Source organism: Rhizobium sp. BR 314 (genome assembly GCF_047445805.1).
GTDB lineage: Bacteria > Pseudomonadota > Alphaproteobacteria > Rhizobiales > Rhizobiaceae > Rhizobium > Rhizobium lusitanum_B.
In genome coordinates this window covers 16,396-35,567 of the sequence record NZ_JARWLA010000026.1, presented here as the reverse complement: position 1 = coordinate 35,567, position 19,172 = coordinate 16,396, and the positions used below count along the sequence as shown (strand labels likewise).

Below are 19,172 nucleotides of genomic sequence, written 5' to 3'. Positions count from 1 at the left end.
TGTTAGCAGCAAGGCTTATAAAATATATTAGGCTGAACTTTATTACAATCACGCAATTTTTTAATTGAGCATACTCGCATATCTTTTGGGGATATTGATATCGACGCGATCGCTCCCTAGGTGTCGGATTATCCGCCACGAGAGCTCGACCGCATGATCGTCCTTGCAGCCCGCCTTGCTTTTGAAAATCTTTTTGCGCCCGAAACGCGTAGTGTTTTCTGGAAAGTTCTCGGCCTGACATTGCTGGCGCTCGCCATAGTCTGGTTCGCCCTGCGTGGCGCATTCAATTCCTTCGTCTTGCCCTGGCTGCAAAGTTTCATGCCGGCCACGGCAGACTGGACGGGCTGGCTTACGCTCTTCCTCGCCATTTTCGCGGGTATTGCATTGGCATTGGCGATGGCGCTGCTGATATCGCCGGTCACGGCGCTGATTGCCGGCCTGTTTCTCGACGATGTCGCTGACGTGGTGGAAAAGCGCGACTATCCCTCCGATGCGCCGGGAACGGCGATGCCGATCGCTGCAGCCATGAAAAGCTCCTTGCGGTTTCTCGGCGTCGTCATCGTCGGCAATATCGTGGCGCTGTTCCTGCTGTTCATACCGGGCGTCAATCTGATCGCCTTCTTCCTGGTGAACGGCTATCTGCTCGGGCGGGAATTCTTCGAATTCGCTGCCATGCGCTTCCGCTCGCCGGATGAAGCGCGGGAGTTTCGGGTCAAATACGCCCTTACGGTCTTTCTGGCTGGTTTGGTGATTGCTGCCTTCCTCGCCATTCCGCTGCTCAATCTTCTGACGCCACTCTTTGCCGCCGGGATGATGGTGCATCTGCACAAGCTGATTTCGCGGCGGGAGAGCGGGTTGCAGGCCCAAGCCTCCTAGCTTGAGGTGTTCGCCCCGACGATCTGCGCCGGCAGTTCGACCAGCGGCGCGGGTATGTCCCAGGTCTTTTCCGGCGAGCGACAGATGTCGGCGATGACGCAGCGCTCGCATTCCGGCTTGCGCGCCTTGCAGCAGTAGCGCCCGTGCAGGATCAGCCAGTGGTGCGCATGGTAGAGGTATTCATCGGGGACGATCTTCATCAGCCGCTGCTCGACTTCGTCGGGCGTTTTGCCGGGGGCCAGCAGTAGCCGGTTGGCAATGCGGAATATATGCGTATCGACGGCCATCGTCGCCTGACCGAAAGCCATGGACAGCACGACGTTCGCGGTCTTGCGGCCGACACCCGGCAGGGTCACGAGTTCTTCGCGGGTCCGCGGCACCTCGCCGCCGAAATCGGTGATCAGTTTTTCCGAAAGCGCCACGACATTCTTTGCCTTGTTGCGGTAGAGGCCGATCGTCTTGATGTACTCGCGGATGCGCTCCTCGCCTAGATCGAGCATCTTCTCCGGCGTATCGGCAACGGCGAAGAGGGCGCGAGTCGCCTTGTTGACACCGGCGTCGGTCGCCTGCGCCGAAAGCGCTACGGCGACGACGAGTGTGAAGGGATTGACGTGCTCAAGCTCGCCCTTCGGTTCTGGCCGTTGGATGGAAAAGCGGCGGAAGATCTCTTCCAGGTCTGCCTTGGAATATAGGCTCTTTGCTGCCGGCTTGCGGCCTGCGGTCGCATTTGACTTTTTCACGGTTTGGGCGCTGGATTTGATCTTGGGATTTGCCATGAACGACCTATACTCAAGTCCTATGACGGAACGCAACGCCGATACCGCGGCAGACGGCAACAGGCCGGTTTTCGCCGCCGAATTGTTTCCCCATCGCTCGCTTGGGCGGAAGGGGTTCAAGATCATGCTGGCCGTGGCCGGAGCCTTCTGCCTCTTCTACACCATCCTCTTCGTCACGCGCGGCGCCTGGCCGGTCGGCATCTTCTTCGGCGCCGATTTCATCCTGCTCTTCGGGGCGTTCTGGCTGAACTATCGGTCCGGCCGCGTACGCGAAGAAGTGACGGTATCGCGCACCAATGTTTCCATCCGCAAGTTCTCGCCGACCGGGCGGATGGTGGAGCATGATTTCAATCCGTTCTGGACGCGTTTTCTCATTCGCCGTCACCGCGAGATCGGGGTCGTGTCGATGCATGTCCGCGATAGAAGCCATGACACCGATGTCGGTTCCTTCCTCAATCCCGAGGATCGAGAGAGCTTCGCCCAGGCGTTCAAGCGGGCGCTGGCAACCGTGACGCAACGGATATGAGCAGGCTCGGAGAAATCAGCGACATCACATTTTCGCAGTTGCCGCGCCTGCGCAAGAAACGGGTGGTTTTAGCCCTCTTGCCGTGGTTTTCTCCTTTCCAAGGAGAAAGATCATGAATGCGATTGCACAGCTGACGAAAGACATCACCCCGGAAGGTCACGACTACGAGACCGTGCGGGAGGTTATCGAGCTCATCACCGAGGAATATCGCGACCAGCCGTCGCTGGAGATGCTTGCCGATCGGCTCGGCCAATCGCCGACCCAGTTGCAGAAGACATTCACGCGCTGGGCCGGATTGTCGCCCAAGGCTTTCCTTCAGGCCGTTACGCTCGATCATGCCAAGCGGCTTCTGCGCAAGGAGGATATGCCGCTTCTGGAGACCTCCTTCGAGGTTGGTCTTTCCGGTCCGAGCCGGTTGCACGATCTTTTCGTGACGCACGAGGCGATGTCTCCCGGCGAATGGAAGGCGAGGGGCAACGGCCTTGTGATGCGCTATTCGTTTCACATCTCGCCCTTCGGCCTCGCCCTGATTATGGTCACGGATCGCGGTCTCGCCGGTTTGGCCTTCAGCGATTCCGGCAATGAAAAGGCTTGTCTCGCCGATATGACCTGCCGCTGGCCCAATGCCGAGTTCATCGAGGATCCGCATGCGACCGCGCCTTACGCGGCGCGCATCTTCGAACGCTCGAACTGGTCGAGCGACCAGCCGCTGCGCGTGGTGCTGATCGGCTCGGATTTCCAGCTTCGCGTTTGGGAAAGCCTGTTGAAGATCCCGATGGGTCGGGCCGTCACCTATTCCGACATCGCCAGGGATATCGGCCAGCCGACCGCGATGCGGGCGGTGGGTGCAGCCGTCGGCCGCAACCCGATTTCCTTCGTCGTGCCGTGCCATCGTGCGCTCGGCAAGAACGGTCAGCTCACTGGTTATCATTGGGGGCTGACGCGCAAGCGGGCGATGCTGGGATGGGAATCGGGGGATGCTTGAGGGATGAGTTTTCAGTGGCTCTGACTTCGCCGCGCTTGCGATACCCCTCCGTCCCGTGAGGGCAGAGGGGCGTCACCCTCCGTAAACTCAAATTCGGCTGCTTAAGCCGCCTTCGCCATCGCCATTTGCAGCAGCGCCTTGGCGGCACTTTCATCAGTGATCAGCGTGTTGCAGCCGATGCGCTTGATCGTGGCGTTGATCGCCTGAGCCCGGTGTGCGCCGCCGGAGGAGATCACGATGTGCTTTGCTTTTTTCAGCGTATCGAGATCGACGGACATGACCCGCTTGTTGATCGGGTGGTCGACGGAATTGCCCTCGGCGTCGAGGAAGTTGAACATGGTGTCGCAGACGCAGCCCATTTCGATCAGCTCTTCCAACTCGCGTTTCGAGATAAAGCCTTCCGACAATGAGGTCGATTGCGGGCCGATGTCGCCGCAGCTGACGATGGCGAGGTCCAGATTTTCGGCTAGCCTGTAAATAGCCTCAAGGCCGCACTTCTCGATGAGATTGCGCTTGGTTTCGACGGAGTCGACGAGCAGCGGCGCCAGGAACATATAGCATTCCGCGCCGAGCTGGCTTGCCAGGCGCCATGTATAGTCGATCGGATTGGTCTGGTGGACGGCGACGATGCCGCCGAGCAGCGAGACCACCTTGCAATTGTCACGGCGGGTCGGACGGAAGCTGGCCAGCGAGGCCGTCATCGTCCGGCCCCAGCCGACCCCGATTGTATAATTATCGGGAATGGCTTCCGTCAGAAACTGGCCGAGCGCCAGGCCGACGCTTTTCGCCTGCGCATTGACATCGCTGCCGGCGGGCTCGGGAACGACGATGGCCTCATCAAGCCCATAGGTGCGTTCGAGTTTGATTGCCAGTTCGACGCAGTCGTCGATGCCCTCTGTGATCCAGATCTGCACCTCGCTGCGGCGCATGGCCTCATCCAGCAGACGAATGACCGTGGTGCGGCTGATGCCGAGCTGTTCTGCAACGTCCTTCTGCGTCAGGCCCTGATTGTAGTAGAGCCACGCGGCACGAAGCCTCAGCGACGAGGTTTCCGAATAGGCGGTGTGCGTCCCGCGTCTCAGTTTGGCCACAGGTCCTCCGGCAAGATTGTCGCATGCGCCTTTTAGGGTCATGATCACCCCGGAGAATGAAATGGGGCGATGTTAGATGACGGGAGCAGGCGAGGTCGGCTCTTCTGTCGCCGATATTCTATGACATGAAACTTATGTCAATTGAATTGCGCAAATGTCCTTGACTTTTCATTGCGAGATTGCTGATAGTCGGTGCTGAGAAATTCGGTCTTGTCCAATCGAGGAGGACAATGTGCGAGTGTTGCTCCGAGCAGATGCCAGGCCGGGCAGGGGTTCACATAGGGCGCCCCGTGCCGGTGAAAAGCCTGTTTCCGGAGGGTTGTTTCTTCACCGCTCGGCCGTTCACCGGAAATGGAACTTTCGCGCTTTTTACCCCGTTACCGATACATAGGAGAAGGAAGGGCGTATTCTGCCTGATGCCTTCAAGCCGTCCGCCGACCGGACGAGACACGCCGCCCCAAATCTCCGCTTCCCCATGGGCCTCATTCAACAAGGATACCTGCTATGACTTCCAAGCTTGACCAACTCCGCGCCATGACCACGGTCGTGGCCGACACCGGCGATATCGAGGCCGTCGCACGCCTGAAGCCGGTGGATTGCACCACCAACCCGACAATCGTGCTGAAGGCGCTCGGCACGCCCATGTTCGCCGATGCGATCAAGGAAGCCGTTGCCTGGGGCAAGAAGCAGGGCGGCACGTCGGAAGCCGTCGTCCATGCCGTTGCCGACCGTCTGGCCATTTCCGTCGGTGCAGCGCTCTCCGGCCTCGTTCCCGGCCGCGTCTCGACCGAAGTCGACGCCGACCTGTCCTTCAACACGGAAGCATCGCTTGCCAAGGCCCGCGCTATCATCGCTTCCTACAAGGAGCGCGGCATCGAGCGGGATCGTATCCTCATCAAGCTCGCCTCTACCTGGGAAGGCATCCGCGCCGCCGAAGTGCTGCAGAAGGAAGGCATCGACTGCAATCTGACGCTGCTCTTCAGCAAGGCTCAGGCCATCGCCTGCGCCGACGCCAAGGCATTCCTGATCTCGCCCTTCGTCGGCCGCATCCTTGATTGGTACAAGAAGTCGACTGGCAAGGACTACACCGCAGAAGAAGATCCGGGCGTTATCTCGGTGCGCGACATCTACCACTACTACAAGGCCAACGACATCAAGACGATCGTCATGGGCGCTTCCTTCCGCAACACCGGCGAAATCGAAGCGCTGGCCGGCTGCGACCGTCTGACCATCAGCCCGAACCTGCTCGACGAACTCGCTGCAGATCAGGGCAAGCTGGAGCGCAAGCTTTCGCCGGAGCACAAGGGTTCGGTCGAAAAGATCGCCGTCGACGAGAAGACCTTCCGGTGGATGATGAACGAAGACGCGATGGCAACCGAGAAGCTCTCGGAAGGCATCCGCGCTTTCGCCAAGGATCTTGGCACGCTGCGCGCCATGGTCAGCAAGGAGCTGCAGCTCGCTGCGGCTTGAGGTGATGTAAGTTTGCTATGTTGAGAGGGGTGCCGCAGGGATGCGGCGCCCTTTTTTATGTCGCTGACAGGTCGCGGCATCGAGCGCGCCGCACGATGAGCTACCGAAGAAATTCCGCCCTGATCTTGTCCGAATGACCACCGATCTTCGGCGCGGCAAGATCGTTCTTGGCCCGAATGCCATTGACCCGGATCGGGCTCGCTGTCGTTCGTACAGACGTTCTGTCATCGCGGCTCACAGTCTGCAGCATATCGAGTTGGCGGAAGGCCGCGCTTTGCAGCAGTTGCGGCCAGTCGAGCACTTCCGCCGCCCATATGTCGGCGGGCTCCAGGAGGGCGAGCCACTCCCGAACCGTCTTCTCCTGCAGGCGGTTTGCTATCATGGTCTTGATCTCGTCGCGGCGCTGAAAGGTGTCGTCAGGCGTGTAGTCGGCGAGCGCTGGCAGATCGAGCAGCGGCGCGAGTTTTTCCAGCGGCATCATGGCGAGCGCCAGCCAGCTGTCGGCGCAGCGATAGACGCCGTAGGGGGCGGCGAGATAGGCGTGTGCATTGCGCACGGCGGATTTCTTCGGCAGACGGCCGCCATCGTTCAGATGTGTGGTCAGCACTTCGAACTGGAAATCCACCAGTGCCTCCAGCAGGCTTGTTTCCACATGCACGCCGCGCCCGGTCGCGCCGCGTCGCACCAGCCCCGCGAGAATGGCTTGAACGAGTAGATTGCCGGCCAGCATGTCTGCGACGGCGAGGCCGAAGGGCACGGGGCCGTCATCGGCCTCGCCGTTCAACCACATGACGCCGGAGCGGGCTTGTGCCAACAGATCCTGCCCGGGGAAGTGGCGCCATTCATTGTCCGGGCCATAGCCGGTGATGCTGCCATAGACGATGCGAGGATTGATTGCGGCCACGGAGGCGTAGTCGAGGCCAAGCCTTTCGATGACGCCGGGGCGGAAGTTCTGGATGATGACGTCGGCCTTGGCGATGAGGGCGCGCAATTCCTGCAGATCGCTCTCGTCCTTCATGTTGATGGCAAAGCTTTCCTTGCCGCGGTTGATGGCGTGAAAGAGCGTGGAGTCGCCGCCGATTTCCGTGTCGCTAAGATAGAGCCGGCGGCAGAGGTCGCCGCCGTCGGGCCGCTCGATCTTGATGACGCGCGCACCGAGATCGGCTAGCCGCAGCGCCGCCATCGGGCCGGCAAGAAACTGGCTCATATCCAGCACGATGATGCCGGAGAGCAGGCCTTCTTCTTCGTTGTTGTTCATATTAGGCTTTCAGCAGCGGCGCGTCCGCAGGCCGGCCGCTCTTGTAGCGCACGGTCTGGATATGCTCGCAATAGAGCACCAGCTCGCCGTCGCCCTTGAAGACTTCATAAGATGAGCGGATCAGGCCGAGATCGGCATATTTCGGCTGCTTATCGAGATTGGTACGGATGGTGTAGATTGTGTCGCTGATGAAGGTGGGCTTGATGAAGCGCAGCTTGTCGTAGCCATAGGAAAAGGCATTGACGCAGTTGGTAGCGACAAGTCCCAGGCCCGCGGAAAAGACGAAGGCGCCGGCGACGAGCCGCTTGCCGAACAGGCCTTCGGTCTCGGCGAAGATCTGGTCACTGACGTAGGGGTGCATGTCGAGCACCAGCGCGTTGAACTGCTGCGATTCGCCCTCGGAGATCGTGCGGCGCAGCGAGCGGATCTTGTGGCCGACCTCGAAATCCTCATAGAACCAGTTTTCCGAATTCCAGACGGGGATCTCGGCGTGATCGGCCGGCATGGTTTTCGGATGGGTGCTGGATACGCCGACGGTGGCGGTCATGGCATTCACTTTCGGTGGAAAGCCGCCGGCCTCAGAGAGACCAGAGGCGCTTGGCATTGAGGTGATAGAGCCCGTTGCGTTCGTCAGCGCTTACGCCTTGCATCAGGGCATGAGTGGCGGCGACCCAGGTAGAGAGATTGCCGCCGAGCGTGCAGACTGGCCAATCGCTGCCCCAGATGACGCGATCCCAGCCGAAGCTTGCGATGCAATGTTCGACGAAGGGACGCAGCGTTTCCGGCGACCAGTTGTCCGGATCGGCATAGGCAACGACGCCTGAGATCTTCACGATGACATTCGGTCGTTTTGCAACTTCCTTGATGCCGGAAGACCAGCTTTCGCTAAGCCCATCCTTCACCGCCGGTACGCCGCAATGATCGAGGATGAAGCGGACATCGGGATTGAGGTCGATCAGCGCAATCGCCTTGGCTATCTGATGCGGCAGAACGCAGAGATCGAAGGTGAGCTGCGTATTGCTGAGCCGATTCAGATTTTCGCGAAAAAGTGCGCCCTCGGAGACGTCATCAGGCACCACATGCAGCACCCGGCGAAAGCCCTTGACGAAGGGGTCTGCGAGCAAGCGTTCGAGATAGGCTGGAAAGCTTGTGCTTTCAGGTCGGCAGGCGGCGATGGCGCCGCGCAGAAGGCTGCCGGGCTGGCGACTCAGCTCTTTGACGTAATCCGTCTCCCGCTCGATATTGTCTTCGGCGACATCGACTTCCATGTGAAGCGTGTCGGTGATTCCAAGCCGCTTGGCTTCGCGCGCATAGTCTTCGTAGAGGCTGTCGCGGTTGAGCGCGCCTGCTTCAGTCAGCCAGGGATAGACGAGGCGTTTCCGGTCGACGATGTGCAAATGGCTGTCGAAAAGCATGGCGTTCCTCCCATACCTGCTTGCTCAACATATACTCACAGAAGAATATTTTATTCAAATAAAAATTACAGCTCGGCCTTGTCCACGGTGCCGGCCACGGTTTCGGAGATCTGCTTTGCCGCTTCCCGTACATATTCGACCACCTGTTCGCGCGTCGGCGCCTTCGGGTTCACAGGTTCAATATAGGGGCAGGTGAGGGCCGCCAATGCGTTGCCGTCCATCGCGAGCACGGGAGCAGAGATATTGTATACACCGCTGGTCTGAAGGCTGTTCATTGTCTCGAAGCCCTTGTCGCGGATGGCCAGCAGCTTCTCTTCGAGGTCGGCCGGCGGCTCTTCCGGGTCTTGCTCCTGGCGCCTTTGCTCGTTGATCATCATCTGGCGCTGCTTTTCATCGCGGAATGCCAGGAGGATATGGCCGGAACCGGTATTGTACAGATTGATCTGCGCCCCGACGCGGATGGATATGCCCCAATAGGTCGGCGAATCCTGCTGGGCGATGACGGCGACCGAACCACGATCGTAAATCGCCAGATGACAGGCCTGCTCGGCGCGGTTGGAGAACTCGCGCATCAGCGGTGTTGCAAAGGAAACGAGGCGACGCACCGGCGCATGATAATGCGCTAGTCCGAAGAGCTTCAGCGTCAGATAGAAGCGGTCGCCGTCCTGCCGCTGCACGTAGCCGCGCCGCACGAGGCGATCGAGCATGCGATAGAATTCGTTAGGGCTCTTGTTGAGCGCCTTGGCGATTTCCGCCTGCGTGAGACCACCGTCGATCGTCGCCAGCAGTTCCAATATGTCCAGCCCCTTGTCCAGGGCCGGCGCGCGATAGCGATCACTGTCGTCTTCTACACTCATCAGCATTCCCCATGCGAAGAAACATGATTCATCATTCATATATGAATGAACAGGCTTTTCAAGGGTGCGATCTCGGCTTGACGGCCAATGAATAAGATGTTTACTTATAAATTATTGATCCATATTTGGGTCGAGAGGGCGATTGGACAAGAGGTCCGATCTTATTGGGAGGAATTTCGATGAGGAATTGGAGGGCCGGTCTTGCTGCCGGCATGATGGCATTGCTTGCGAGTACCTCGGTCTTTGCCGGGGATCTGCCGGGTAAGTTTCCGGGCGTGACGATCGACGCCAAGCTCATCGGCGGTCAGCAGTATGAGCCGCTTTATGCGCGCATTGCCGAGTGGGAGAAGGCAACGGGCGCCAAGGTCAATATCCTTTCCAAGAAGAACCACTTCGAGCTCGACAAGGAAATCAAGTCCGACATGGCATCGGGCAGCATCTCCTGGTGCGTCGGCTCGAACCACTCGTCCTTCGCGCCTCAGTATCCCGACCTCTACACCGACCTCGGCAAGCTGCTGCCGAAGGAAGAGATCGCTCACTTCGTCGATTCCACCATTCAGGCTTCGACCATCGACGGCCGCCTGATCATGTTGCCGCGTGCCCAGTTCGACGTTTCGGCGCTCTATTATCAGAAGAGCCTCTACAACGACGAAGCCAAGAAGACGGCCTTTAAGGCGAAATATGGCTATGATCTGGCGCCGCCGAAGACCTGGAAGGAAGTGTCCGACCAGTCGATCTTCTTCTCCAACCCGCCGAACTTCTTCGGCACGCAGTTCCCGGGCAAGGAAGAGGCGATCAATGGCCGCTTCTTTGAAATGCTGGTGGCTGAAGGTGGCGACTATCTCGACAAGGACGGCAAGCCCGCCTTCAACTCCGAAGCCGGCGTGCGTGCGCTCGACTGGTTCGTCAACATGTACAAGGCCAAGGCCGTTCCGGCCGGTACGACCAACTACCTATGGGACGACCTCGGCGCTGGCTTTGCGTCCGGCTCCATCGCGCTCGATCTCGACTGGCCGGGCTGGGCGACCTATTTCAACGATCCGAAGTCCTCGAAGGTCGCGGGCAATGTCGGCGTCGTCGTCCAGCCGGTCGGCTCGTCCGGCAAGCACACTGGCTGGTCCGGTCACCACGGCTTCTCGGTAACCGAGGCTTGCGCCCACAAGGATGCGGCCGCTTCCCTCATCTGGTTCCTGACCAACGACGACTCGCAGAAGCTCGAAGCTGCGAACGGCACCCTGCCGACCCGCAAGGCGGTTTGGGACTGGGATATCCAGCAGGCTGCTTCCGACCCCTACAAGAAGGAAGTGCTGAGCACCTTCCAGGAATCGATGAAATACGCTTTCCCGGTTCCGCGCACGCCGCAATGGATCGAGATTTCCAACGTCGTCTATCCTGAGCTCCAGGCCGCCATCCTCGGCGACAAGACCTCCAAGCAGGCGCTCGACGCTGCCGCCCAGAAGGCGACCGATGTCCTGAAGGACGCCGGCGCGCTCTAAGCGATGCAATCGAAGTCCCGCGCCCCGAAATGCGCGGGACTTCCGCAATCTAACTCTGAGAATGGCTTTTGGTCGGTGCCGCAGGGGACTGGTCCGTGCCGCCGGCCTTGTGCCGGGTCTCGTCCCAAGCAATCCATTCCATGCAGTCCGGGCCACGCTGCCGAGGAATGCCGACAGGTGCAAACCATGTTCAAAAGAATATCTCCACCGGTCCTGCTTCTTCTTCCGGCGATTATCGTCCTTGTCGCGGTCGTTCTGTTTCCGCTGCTTCTCTCGTTTTATTCGAGCTTCACGCCATTTCGCCTGACAAGGCCGGCCACGCTCTTCACCTTCATCGGTCTGCGCAACTACATCCGCATCCTGACGGATCCGGTGTTTCTGGCGGCTTTCGTGCGCACCGTGGTGCTTTTGACGATCGCGCTCAATCTGGAAATGCTGCTTGGTTTGGGATTGGCGATCCTGGTCAACAAGGCGACCCACGGCAAGCGCGTGCTGCGCACGCTGATGATGTTTCCGATGATGTTTTCGCCGGTTCTCGTCGGCTTCCAGTTCAAATTCATGTTCAACGACAATGTCGGCATCATCAACAATGCGCTGCAGTCGCTGGGCATTACCAATGATGCAATACCGTGGCTCATCGACGGCAATCTGGCGCTGCTCTCCATCGTTGTTGCCGAAGTCTGGTCGTCCACATCGGTGTTCGCCATCCTCATCCTTGCCGGCTTGCTCGCCATGCCGCAGGAGCCGGTCGAGGCGGCCAAGGTCGATGGCTGCACCAGCTGGCAGACCTTCCGGTACGTCACCTGGCCGTTCCTGATGCCCTTCGCCTTCATCGCCATGACCATCCGTTCGCTCGACGTCGCCCGCGCCTATGACATCGTCAAGATCATGACCGATGGCGGTCCGGCTCGGCGCACGGAGCTGATCTGGACGCTGGTCGGGCGCACCGCCTATGCCGATGCGCAGATGGGGCTTGCCAACGCTATGGCCTATGTCTCGATCATTCTCTCGATCGCCTTCACAGTCTATTTCTTCCGTAAGCTGGCGCTTGCCCGCACCCAGATCGGAGCGGAGTGGTAATCATGGATCGCAACGCTCAACAACGCCTGCAACGCCGCCTCTGGAAGGTCGCCTATCTCATCGGCCTTTTCATCGCGATGCTCATCATCTGCCTGCCGGGTCTCTGGATCATCGTCAGCTCGCTTCGTCCGACCGTGGAGATCATGGCGAAGCCGCCGATTTGGATTCCTCAGGAGCTTTCGCTCGAAGCCTATCGTTCGATGTTCAGCGGCGTCGGGCAGGGCGGCATTCCCGTCTGGGATTATTTCCGCAATTCACTGATCATCTCGATCACCTCGACTGCCATTGCACTTATTATCGGCATGTCCGGCGGCTATGCCTTTGCGCGCTTCCGTTTCCGCGGCAAGTCGACGGTGTTCCTGGGGCTCATGCTGACGCGCTCCGTACCTGGTGTTGCCCTTTCGCTGCCGCTGTTCATGGTCTATGCGCGGCTCGGGATCATAGACACGCATTTCGGCCTCATCCTCACCTATGTCGCGCTGAACGTGCCCTTCACCATCTGGCTGATCGACGGCTTCTTCAGGCAGGTGCCGAAGGACCTTGCCGAGGCGGCACAGATCGATGGCTGCACGCGCTGGCAGGCTTTCTGGCAGGTGGAGTTCCCGCTTGCAGGCCCCGGCATTGCATCCGCCGGCATATTCGCCTTCCTCACTTGCTGGAACGAATATGCACTGGCCTCGCAGCTGACGCGCTCGGTCGATTCGAAGACGCTGCCTGTGGGATTGCTCGACTATACGTCCGAGTTCACCATCGACTGGCGCGGCATGTGCGCACTGGCTGTCGTCATGATCGTTCCGGCGCTCGCTCTCACTTTCATCATTCAGAAGCATCTGGTGTCGGGTCTGACATTCGGTGCGGTCAAAGGTTAATCTCCATGGCTCAGGTTTCCCTCAAAAAACTCGTCAAGCGCTACGGCGCGCTGGAAATCGTCCACGGCATCGATCTCGATATCGCGGACAAGGAGTTCATTGCACTCGTCGGTCCCTCGGGCTGTGGCAAGTCGACGACGCTGCGCATGATCGCCGGCCTGGAAGAGGTTTCCGGCGGCACGATCGAGATCGGCGACACCGTCGTGAACGACCTGCCACCGCGCGACCGCAACATCTCGATGGTGTTCCAGTCCTATGCGCTCTACCCGCATATGACTGTGCGCGAGAACATGGGCTTCTCGCTGAAGATCGCCAAGCAGCCGCAGGCAGAGATCGACAAGCGTGTCAACGAGGCCGCCGCCATCCTCAGCCTTGAAGCCCTCATGGATCGCCGCCCGGCGCAGCTTTCCGGCGGCCAGCGCCAGCGCGTCGCCATGGGCCGCGCCATCGTGCGCCAGCCGGAAGTCTTCCTTTTCGACGAGCCGCTGTCGAACCTAGATGCCAAGCTGCGCACGCAGATGCGAACCGAGATCAAGAAGCTGCATGCCAAGGTGCAGTCGACGGTGGTCTACGTCACGCACGATCAGGTGGAGGCCATGACGCTGGCCGACCGCATCGTCATCATGCGCGATGGCCATATTGAGCAGGTCGGCACGCCGGACGAGGTATTCAAGCGGCCGGCCACACGCTTCGTCGCCGGCTTTATCGGCTCGCCGCCGATGAACATCGAAGAGGCGACGCTGAAGGGCGGCGAACTCGCCTTCAACAATGGCGATCGCCTGCCGCTGCCCAGCCAGTTTGCTGGTAAAGTCAAGGAAGGCGAAAAGGTCGCCTTCGGTCTCAGGCCTGACGATATCTTCCCGACCGGCCATGGCCTGCATTCCGGCGCGGAATCCGCCGTCTATGAACTGACATTGCCTGTCGCCATCACCGAACCGCTCGGCAACGAAACGCTTGTCTTCGTCGAGTTCGCGGGGCGCGAATGGGTGTCGCGCATGCTCAATCCGCGCTCTCTGAAGAGCGGTGAACGGCTGAAGATGAGCTTCGATCTGAGTCAGGCCCACCTCTTCTCCGTTGAAACCGGCAAGAGCCTGGCAATCTAAGGAATCCCCCATGGCACGCATCGAAAAAATTGAATTGCGCATGGTCGACCTGCCGCCAAAGGTGAAGCGGACGGATGCGATCCAAAGCTTCGTTAGCCAGGAAACGCCGATCGTCACCATCACCGATAGCGAAGGCGCCGTTGGCACCGGCTATAGCTACACCATCGGCACCGGCGGCTCGTCCGTCATGCGGTTGCTCTCCGATCATCTGGTGCCGCTTCTGATCGGTGAGGACGCAGATCGCATCGAAGCGATCTGGCATAAACTCGAATTCGCCACCCATGCGACGACCATCGGGCCGATCACCGCATTGGCGCTCGCCGCCGTCGACACGGCATTGTGGGACCTGAGAGCGAAGAAGCAGAACCTGCCGCTCTGGAAGCTTGCCGGTGGGGCCAAGGATCGTTGCCCGCTCTACACGACGGAGGGCGGCTGGCTGCATATCGACAAGGAAGCCTTGGTCGAGGACGCCTTACAGGCAAAGGCCAAGGGCTTTTCCGGCTCGAAGGTGAAGATCGGAAAGCCGCATGGTTCTGAAGACTACGACCGGCTGGCCGCGATGCGTCTGGCGCTTGGCTCCGGCTTCGAGATCATGACCGATTGCAACCAGGGCTTTACTGTCGACGAGGCGATCCGCCGCGCGGCACGATTGAAGGAGCTGGATCTTGCCTGGATCGAGGAGCCGCTGCCGGCCGACGATCTCGACGGGCACATCCGGTTGACGCGATCGACGCCGACACCGATTGCGGTCGGTGAATCCATGTATTCGATCCGGCATTTCCGCGAATACATGCAGAAGGGCGCCTGCTCGATCGTGCAGGTGGACGTTGCCCGCATCGGCGGCATCACGCCTTGGCTAAAGGTGGCGCATGCGGCCGAGGCCTTCGATATTCCGGTTTGCCCGCATTTCCTGATGGAGCTGCATGTCAGCCTCACTTGCGCAGTGCCGAACGGCAAATATGTCGAATATATCCCACAGCTCGACGACCTCACCACCAAGGGCATGGAGATCGTCCACGGCAAGGCGCTCGCGCCTTCCGAACCGGGTATTGGCATCGAGTGGGATTGGGATGCGGTGAAGGCGCGCTCGATCGGCGAATTCACCCGGGAAATCCACGGCTGAGGAGGAACTGGCCATGCAACGGATGGGTATGGTGATCGGCCTGGAGCCGGCCAAGATCGCGGAATACAAGGCACTGCACGCAGCCGTCTGGCCCGAGATCTTGGCGCTGATCTCGGAGTGCAACATCACCAACTATTCGATCTTCCTGAAGGAGCCGGAAAACCTGCTCTTCGGTTACTGGGAATATGTCGGCTCTGATTTCGAGGCCGATATGCGCAAGATGGCGGCAAGCCCGAAAAACCAGGAATGGTGGTCGGTTTGCATTCCCTGCCAGAAGCCGCTCGAGACCCGCAAGGAGGGTGAGTGGTGGGCCATGATGGAGGAGGTGTTTCATCTTGACTAATCTCCAAGAACAGCCCCTCGCCCCAGCCCTCTCCCCGCAGGCGGGGAGAGAGGACGACCTCGTTTGTTGCGTCCTCACGTTTCCTCTTAAGTTGAGAGCTGTCGGAGGGTGCGCCCATCACCTTCTCCCCGTCAAAACGGGGAGAAGGTGGCCGACAGGCCGGATGAGGGGCACGTCGCGGAATGTGCGGGTGGGGCTGGCCACCTCAGCGCATAGCGCTGCCGTTTTCACGCAAGGAGGGATCACCCCACCCCGGACCCTTGGTCCGACCCTCCCCCTCAAGGGGAAGGTGTCATGACCTTCGATCCCACATCCCTTCGCCAATGGTGGCCCAAGCCATCAAATCCCCGCCCGATCGTGATCTTCGGTGCCGGCAGCATCGTCGGCGACGCACATCTTCCGGCCTACAAGCAAGCTGGCTTCCCGGTTGCCGGTCTCTACGATCCGAATGCCGAAAAGGCAGCGGCGCTGACGGCGCAATGGGGCATTCGAGCCTTTGCTACCGAGGCCGAGGCATTGGCTGTCGACGGCGCGATCTTCGATCTCGCGACACCGCCGGCCGCGCATGCGCCAATCTTGGCGAAGCTGCCGTGCGGCTCCTTCGCGCTGATCCAGAAGCCGATGGGCAGCGATCTCACCGGTGCCACTGACATCCTGCGGGTCTGCCGCGAGCGCAACATCAAGGCAGCGGTCAATTTCCAGCTTCGTTTCGCGCCGATGATGCTGGCGCTCTACGATGCCGTAGAGAAGGGCTATCTCGGCGAGGTGGTCGATTTCGACGCCTGGCTGGCGCTCGCGACACCTTGGGGGCTCTGGCCCTTCCTGAAGGGGTTGCCGCGGATCGAGATCGCCATGCACTCGATCCACTATCTCGATTTCACTCGTGGTCTGCTCGGCAATCCGCTTGGCGTCCATGCGAAGACCATCGGGCACCCCAATCACGAAGTCGCCCAGACCCGGACGGCGGCGATCCTCGATTATGGCGACAAGGTGCGCTGCGTGCTGTCGGTCAATCACGACCATGATTTCGGGCGCAAGTTCCAGGCCTGCGAGTTCCGCATCTCCGGCACCACGGGCGCCGCCTATATCAAGCTCGGCGTTAATCTCGACTATCCGCGTGGCGAGCCGGACGAGCTGTGGATCCGCCCCGAAGGCGGCAGCGATTGGGTCCGGGTCAAGCTGGAAGGCGCCTGGTTCCCGGATGCCTTTGTCAACCGCATGGCCAACCTGCAACGCTTCGCATCCGGCGAGGATCAGGAGTTGATCGGCTCCGTTGAGGATGCCTGGCAGACCATGGCCCTCGTCGAAGCCGCTTATCAGTCGAGCGCCGCACCGGCGACGCCGATTGCAGAACTTCCGAAGGCGTAAGGAATGGCAGAACAAACCATCTATTTCGAAGACTACGAACTCGGCCATGTCAGGGTGACCACCGGACGGACGATTACCGAGACCGATTTCGTCGTTCATGCCGGCCATACCGGCGATTTCTTTCCGCACCATATGGACGCTGAATTCGCCAAGACCTTGCCCGGCGGCCAGCGCATCGCGCATGGCACGATGATCTTTGCGATCGGCGTCGGCCTCACGGCTTCGTTGATCAATCCCGTCGCCTTTTCCTATGGCTACGACCGGCTGCGCTTCGTCCGACCGGTACATATCGGCGACACGATCCGCACGCGCGTTACCATTTCGGCGAAGGAAGACGATCCGAAGCGTCCGGCGTCCGGCCGTGTTGTCGAGCGCTGCGAGGTGCTGAACCAGCGCGATGAAGTCGTGCTTGTCGCCGATCATATCCTGGTCGTCGAGCGCAAGACTGGCGTGGGGAAGGCATGATGGTGAAGCTCCCCATGACGAAACTTAGGGGAATGACCTGGTCGCATCCGCGCGGCTACGATCCGATGGTCGCCTGCTCGAAGGTGTGGCAGGACAAGACCGGCGTCGAGATCAGCTGGGAGAAGCGGTCGTTGCAGGATTTCGAGACCTTTCCGGTGGAAGAGCTTGCCGCCCAATACGACCTCATCGTCATCGACCACCCGCATGTCGGCCAGATCACGCGCGAGAACTGCCTGCTGCCGCTTGATGATGCTGCTCATGCCGATGAACTTGTGGCGATCGAGGCGGGCACGGTCGGACGCTCCTATCCGAGCTACAATTGGCAGGGGCGCCAGTGGGCCTTTCCGCTTGATGCGGCGACGCAGGTGCAAGCCTATCGGCCGGATCAACTGAGCGCGCAGGTCAAGGATCTCTCTGAGTTCGTGATGCTCGCCAAGGAGGGCCGGGCGATCCTGCCGATGCGGCCGCCGCACTCGCTGATGACCTTCATCACGCTGGCTGCCCATCTCGGCACGCCCTGCAGCATCGAACGCCCGGATTTTATCGCCAAGGCCGATGGTGAAGCGGTGCTTGACTGGATAGCGCGGCTCGTCGCCGGCATGGATGTCAGTTGCTACGAGATGGATCCGATCGCTGTGCTCGATCTGATGGGCAAGCCCGACAGCCCCTATGTCGCGTCGCCCTTCATCTATGGCTACGTGAATTATTCCTTTGAAGGCTTCAGGCAGGCGCGGATAGCCTTTGCGGATATGCCTGTCATCGATGGCCGCACCCCGAACGGCTCAGCGCTGGGCGGTACGGGCATTGCCGTCTCGGCACGTACGCGGGCTCCTGAAGAGGCAAAGGCCTTTGCCCGCTGGATCGCCGGCGGGCCCGTGCAAGCCGGCATCTATGCAAATGGAAACGGTCAGCCGGGCCATGCCAACGCCTGGGTCAGCGATGCGGTCAACGCATCGGCGCTCGACTTTTACCGCAACACGCGCGCCACCTTGGAGGGTGCCTATGTACGGCCGCGGCATGACGGCTACATGGCATTTCAAAGCGACGCATCCGAGATGATTAGCGATGGACTGCGAAGCGGCGAGCGGCATACAGTCCTCATCGACAGGCTGAACCGCCGCTTCGCGCAGTCGTTCGAAGCATAAGCGCGAGGCAGCGCCAACTGATTGTTATTGCTTGATCTTGCCCACGGTAGTGGCCATGCGGCCGGGATGGATGGGATCATAGTTCCCGAAGAAAGGATCAAAATCATGGGTCACGGGTTGGAAGGCAAGAAGGTCGTCATCACGGCGGCGGGGCAGGGCATCGGCCGGGCATCGGCGGAGCGCTTCATCTCGCTTGGCGCGCATGTCTACGCCACCGATATCAACGAGCAGACGCTCTCCACGCTTGATGGCGCCACGAAGCATGTGTTGAACGTGCTCGACAGTGCAGCCGTCAAGGCATACGCCGAAGAGATCGGCCCGATCGACGTGCTCTTCAATTGCGCCGGTTTCGTCCATGCCGGCACGATCCTCGACTGCGAGGAGAAGGACTGGGATTTCTCCTTCAACCTCAATGCCAAGGCGATGTATGTGACGTGCCGCACCTTCCTGCCGGGCATGTTGGAGAAGGGCAAGGGTTCGATCGTCAATATGGCCTCGGTCGCCTCCAGCGTGAAGGGTGTGCCCTATCGCTTCGCCTACTGCGCTTCCAAAGCCGCCGTCATCGGGCTCACCAAATCGATCGCCGCAGATTTCGTTGCCAAGGGTATCCGCGCCAACGCCATTTGCCCCGGCACCGTCGACAGCCCCTCGCTGCACGAGCGGCTACGGGCAACCGGCGACTATGACAAGGCGATGAAGGATTTTATCGCCCGCCAGCCGATGGGCCGCATCGCGACCGCCGAGGAGATCGCTGCGCTGGTAACCTATCTCGCCGGCGACGAGGCGGGCTTCACGACTGGCCAGATCCACGTCATCGACGGGGGCTGGACAGGCTGAGCTATCGGTTCACCACTTGAAGGCCCCGTATTGCGGGGTCTTCTTTTATTTGACACTCTCATCGGCGAATCGACGTCCTGTAAGACGAT

Annotated in this window: 20 protein-coding genes; 14 read left to right on the top strand and 6 right to left on the bottom strand. The window is 60.1% G+C overall.

Features of this window, described 5'->3' with window-relative positions; genetic code table 11:
- The first annotated feature begins 153 nt into the window (after window positions 1-153).
- Complete coding sequence (locus QD461_RS25710; RefSeq protein WP_414090184.1) at window positions 154-876, top strand: sulfate transporter family protein; 723 nt, start codon at window positions 154-156, stop codon at window positions 874-876.
- Here QD461_RS25710 and nth read toward each other — a convergent pair.
- Window positions 873-1,652 carry an endonuclease III gene (nth, locus tag QD461_RS25705; protein WP_414090183.1) on the bottom strand — a complete coding sequence of 260 codons (780 nt, stop codon included), beginning with the start codon at window positions 1,650-1,652 and terminating at the stop codon, window positions 873-875. The genes QD461_RS25710 and nth overlap by 4 nt on opposite strands.
- A 22-nt stretch (window positions 1,653-1,674) precedes the next feature.
- On the opposite strand from nth, the gene QD461_RS25700 reads away from it, so the two are divergent.
- Complete coding sequence (locus QD461_RS25700) at window positions 1,675-2,178, top strand: DUF2244 domain-containing protein (RefSeq protein ID WP_414090237.1); 504 nt, start codon at window positions 1,675-1,677, stop codon at window positions 2,176-2,178.
- Window positions 2,179-2,290: 112 nt separating this feature from the next.
- The gene (locus tag QD461_RS25695) at window positions 2,291-3,163 is read left to right on the top strand and encodes a methylated-DNA--[protein]-cysteine S-methyltransferase (RefSeq protein WP_414090182.1); all 873 of its coding nucleotides are present in this window, start codon (window positions 2,291-2,293) and stop codon (window positions 3,161-3,163) included.
- 101 nt (window positions 3,164-3,264) lie between these two features.
- On the opposite strand, the gene QD461_RS25690 is transcribed toward QD461_RS25695, so the two are convergent.
- Complete coding sequence (locus QD461_RS25690; RefSeq protein WP_184702331.1) at window positions 3,265-4,254, bottom strand: sugar-binding transcriptional regulator; 990 nt, start codon at window positions 4,252-4,254, stop codon at window positions 3,265-3,267.
- A 504-nt stretch (window positions 4,255-4,758) separates the two neighbouring features.
- Here QD461_RS25690 and tal point away from each other — a divergent pair.
- A complete protein-coding gene (gene tal / locus QD461_RS25685; protein ID WP_184702333.1) occupies window positions 4,759-5,724 on the top strand; it encodes a transaldolase in 966 nt (321 codons plus the stop codon).
- A 100-nt stretch (window positions 5,725-5,824) separates the two neighbouring features.
- Here the strand turns inward: tal and QD461_RS25680 are convergent, their stop codons facing one another.
- From QD461_RS25680 to QD461_RS25665, 4 genes are all read right to left on the bottom strand, one after another.
- Window positions 5,825-6,982, bottom strand: coding sequence for a CaiB/BaiF CoA transferase family protein (locus QD461_RS25680; RefSeq protein WP_414090181.1), 1,158 nt, complete (start codon window positions 6,980-6,982; stop codon window positions 5,825-5,827).
- 1 nt (window position 6,983) lies between these two features.
- Window positions 6,984-7,529: a MaoC family dehydratase gene (locus QD461_RS25675; protein WP_414090180.1), complete on the bottom strand. Its 546-nt coding sequence runs from the start codon at window positions 7,527-7,529 to the stop codon at window positions 6,984-6,986.
- Between the two features lie 31 nt (window positions 7,530-7,560).
- A complete protein-coding gene (locus QD461_RS25670) occupies window positions 7,561-8,397 on the bottom strand; it encodes an amidohydrolase family protein (protein WP_414090178.1) in 837 nt (278 codons plus the stop codon).
- Between the two features lie 65 nt (window positions 8,398-8,462).
- A complete protein-coding gene (locus tag QD461_RS25665; protein ID WP_184702341.1) occupies window positions 8,463-9,254 on the bottom strand; it encodes an IclR family transcriptional regulator in 792 nt (263 codons plus the stop codon).
- 212 nt (window positions 9,255-9,466) lie between these two features.
- Between QD461_RS25665 and QD461_RS25660 the strand changes: the two genes are divergently transcribed.
- From QD461_RS25660 to QD461_RS25615, 10 genes are all read left to right on the top strand, one after another.
- Complete coding sequence (locus QD461_RS25660; protein WP_414090236.1) at window positions 9,467-10,750, top strand: sugar ABC transporter substrate-binding protein; 1,284 nt, start codon at window positions 9,467-9,469, stop codon at window positions 10,748-10,750.
- 186 nt (window positions 10,751-10,936) lie between these two features.
- Complete coding sequence (locus QD461_RS25655; protein ID WP_414090177.1) at window positions 10,937-11,830, top strand: carbohydrate ABC transporter permease; 894 nt, start codon at window positions 10,937-10,939, stop codon at window positions 11,828-11,830.
- Window positions 11,831-11,832: 2 nt separating this feature from the next.
- Window positions 11,833-12,699 (top strand): carbohydrate ABC transporter permease, encoded by an 867-nt coding sequence (locus QD461_RS25650; protein WP_414090176.1) that lies wholly within the window; start codon window positions 11,833-11,835, stop codon window positions 12,697-12,699.
- A 5-nt stretch (window positions 12,700-12,704) separates the two neighbouring features.
- Entirely contained in the window at window positions 12,705-13,802 is a 1,098-nt protein-coding gene (locus QD461_RS25645; protein WP_414090175.1) for an ABC transporter ATP-binding protein, read from the top strand.
- 10 nt (window positions 13,803-13,812) lie between these two features.
- Complete coding sequence (locus QD461_RS25640) at window positions 13,813-14,925, top strand: mandelate racemase/muconate lactonizing enzyme family protein (RefSeq protein ID WP_414090174.1); 1,113 nt, start codon at window positions 13,813-13,815, stop codon at window positions 14,923-14,925.
- Between the two features lie 13 nt (window positions 14,926-14,938).
- Window positions 14,939-15,268, top strand: coding sequence for an L-rhamnose mutarotase (locus QD461_RS25635; protein ID WP_414090173.1), 330 nt, complete (start codon window positions 14,939-14,941; stop codon window positions 15,266-15,268).
- 294 nt (window positions 15,269-15,562) lie between these two features.
- Window positions 15,563-16,636 (top strand): Gfo/Idh/MocA family protein, encoded by a 1,074-nt coding sequence (locus QD461_RS25630; protein WP_414090172.1) that lies wholly within the window; start codon window positions 15,563-15,565, stop codon window positions 16,634-16,636.
- 3 nt (window positions 16,637-16,639) lie between these two features.
- The gene (locus QD461_RS25625; protein WP_414090171.1) at window positions 16,640-17,101 is read left to right on the top strand and encodes a MaoC/PaaZ C-terminal domain-containing protein; all 462 of its coding nucleotides are present in this window, start codon (window positions 16,640-16,642) and stop codon (window positions 17,099-17,101) included.
- A 14-nt stretch (window positions 17,102-17,115) separates the two neighbouring features.
- Window positions 17,116-18,246, top strand: coding sequence for an extracellular solute-binding protein (locus QD461_RS25620; protein WP_414090170.1), 1,131 nt, complete (start codon window positions 17,116-17,118; stop codon window positions 18,244-18,246).
- 105 nt (window positions 18,247-18,351) lie between these two features.
- Window positions 18,352-19,083, top strand: a complete 732-nt coding sequence (locus tag QD461_RS25615) for an SDR family oxidoreductase (RefSeq protein WP_414090169.1) — start codon at window positions 18,352-18,354, stop codon at window positions 19,081-19,083.
- Window positions 19,084-19,172 lie beyond the last annotated feature (89 nt).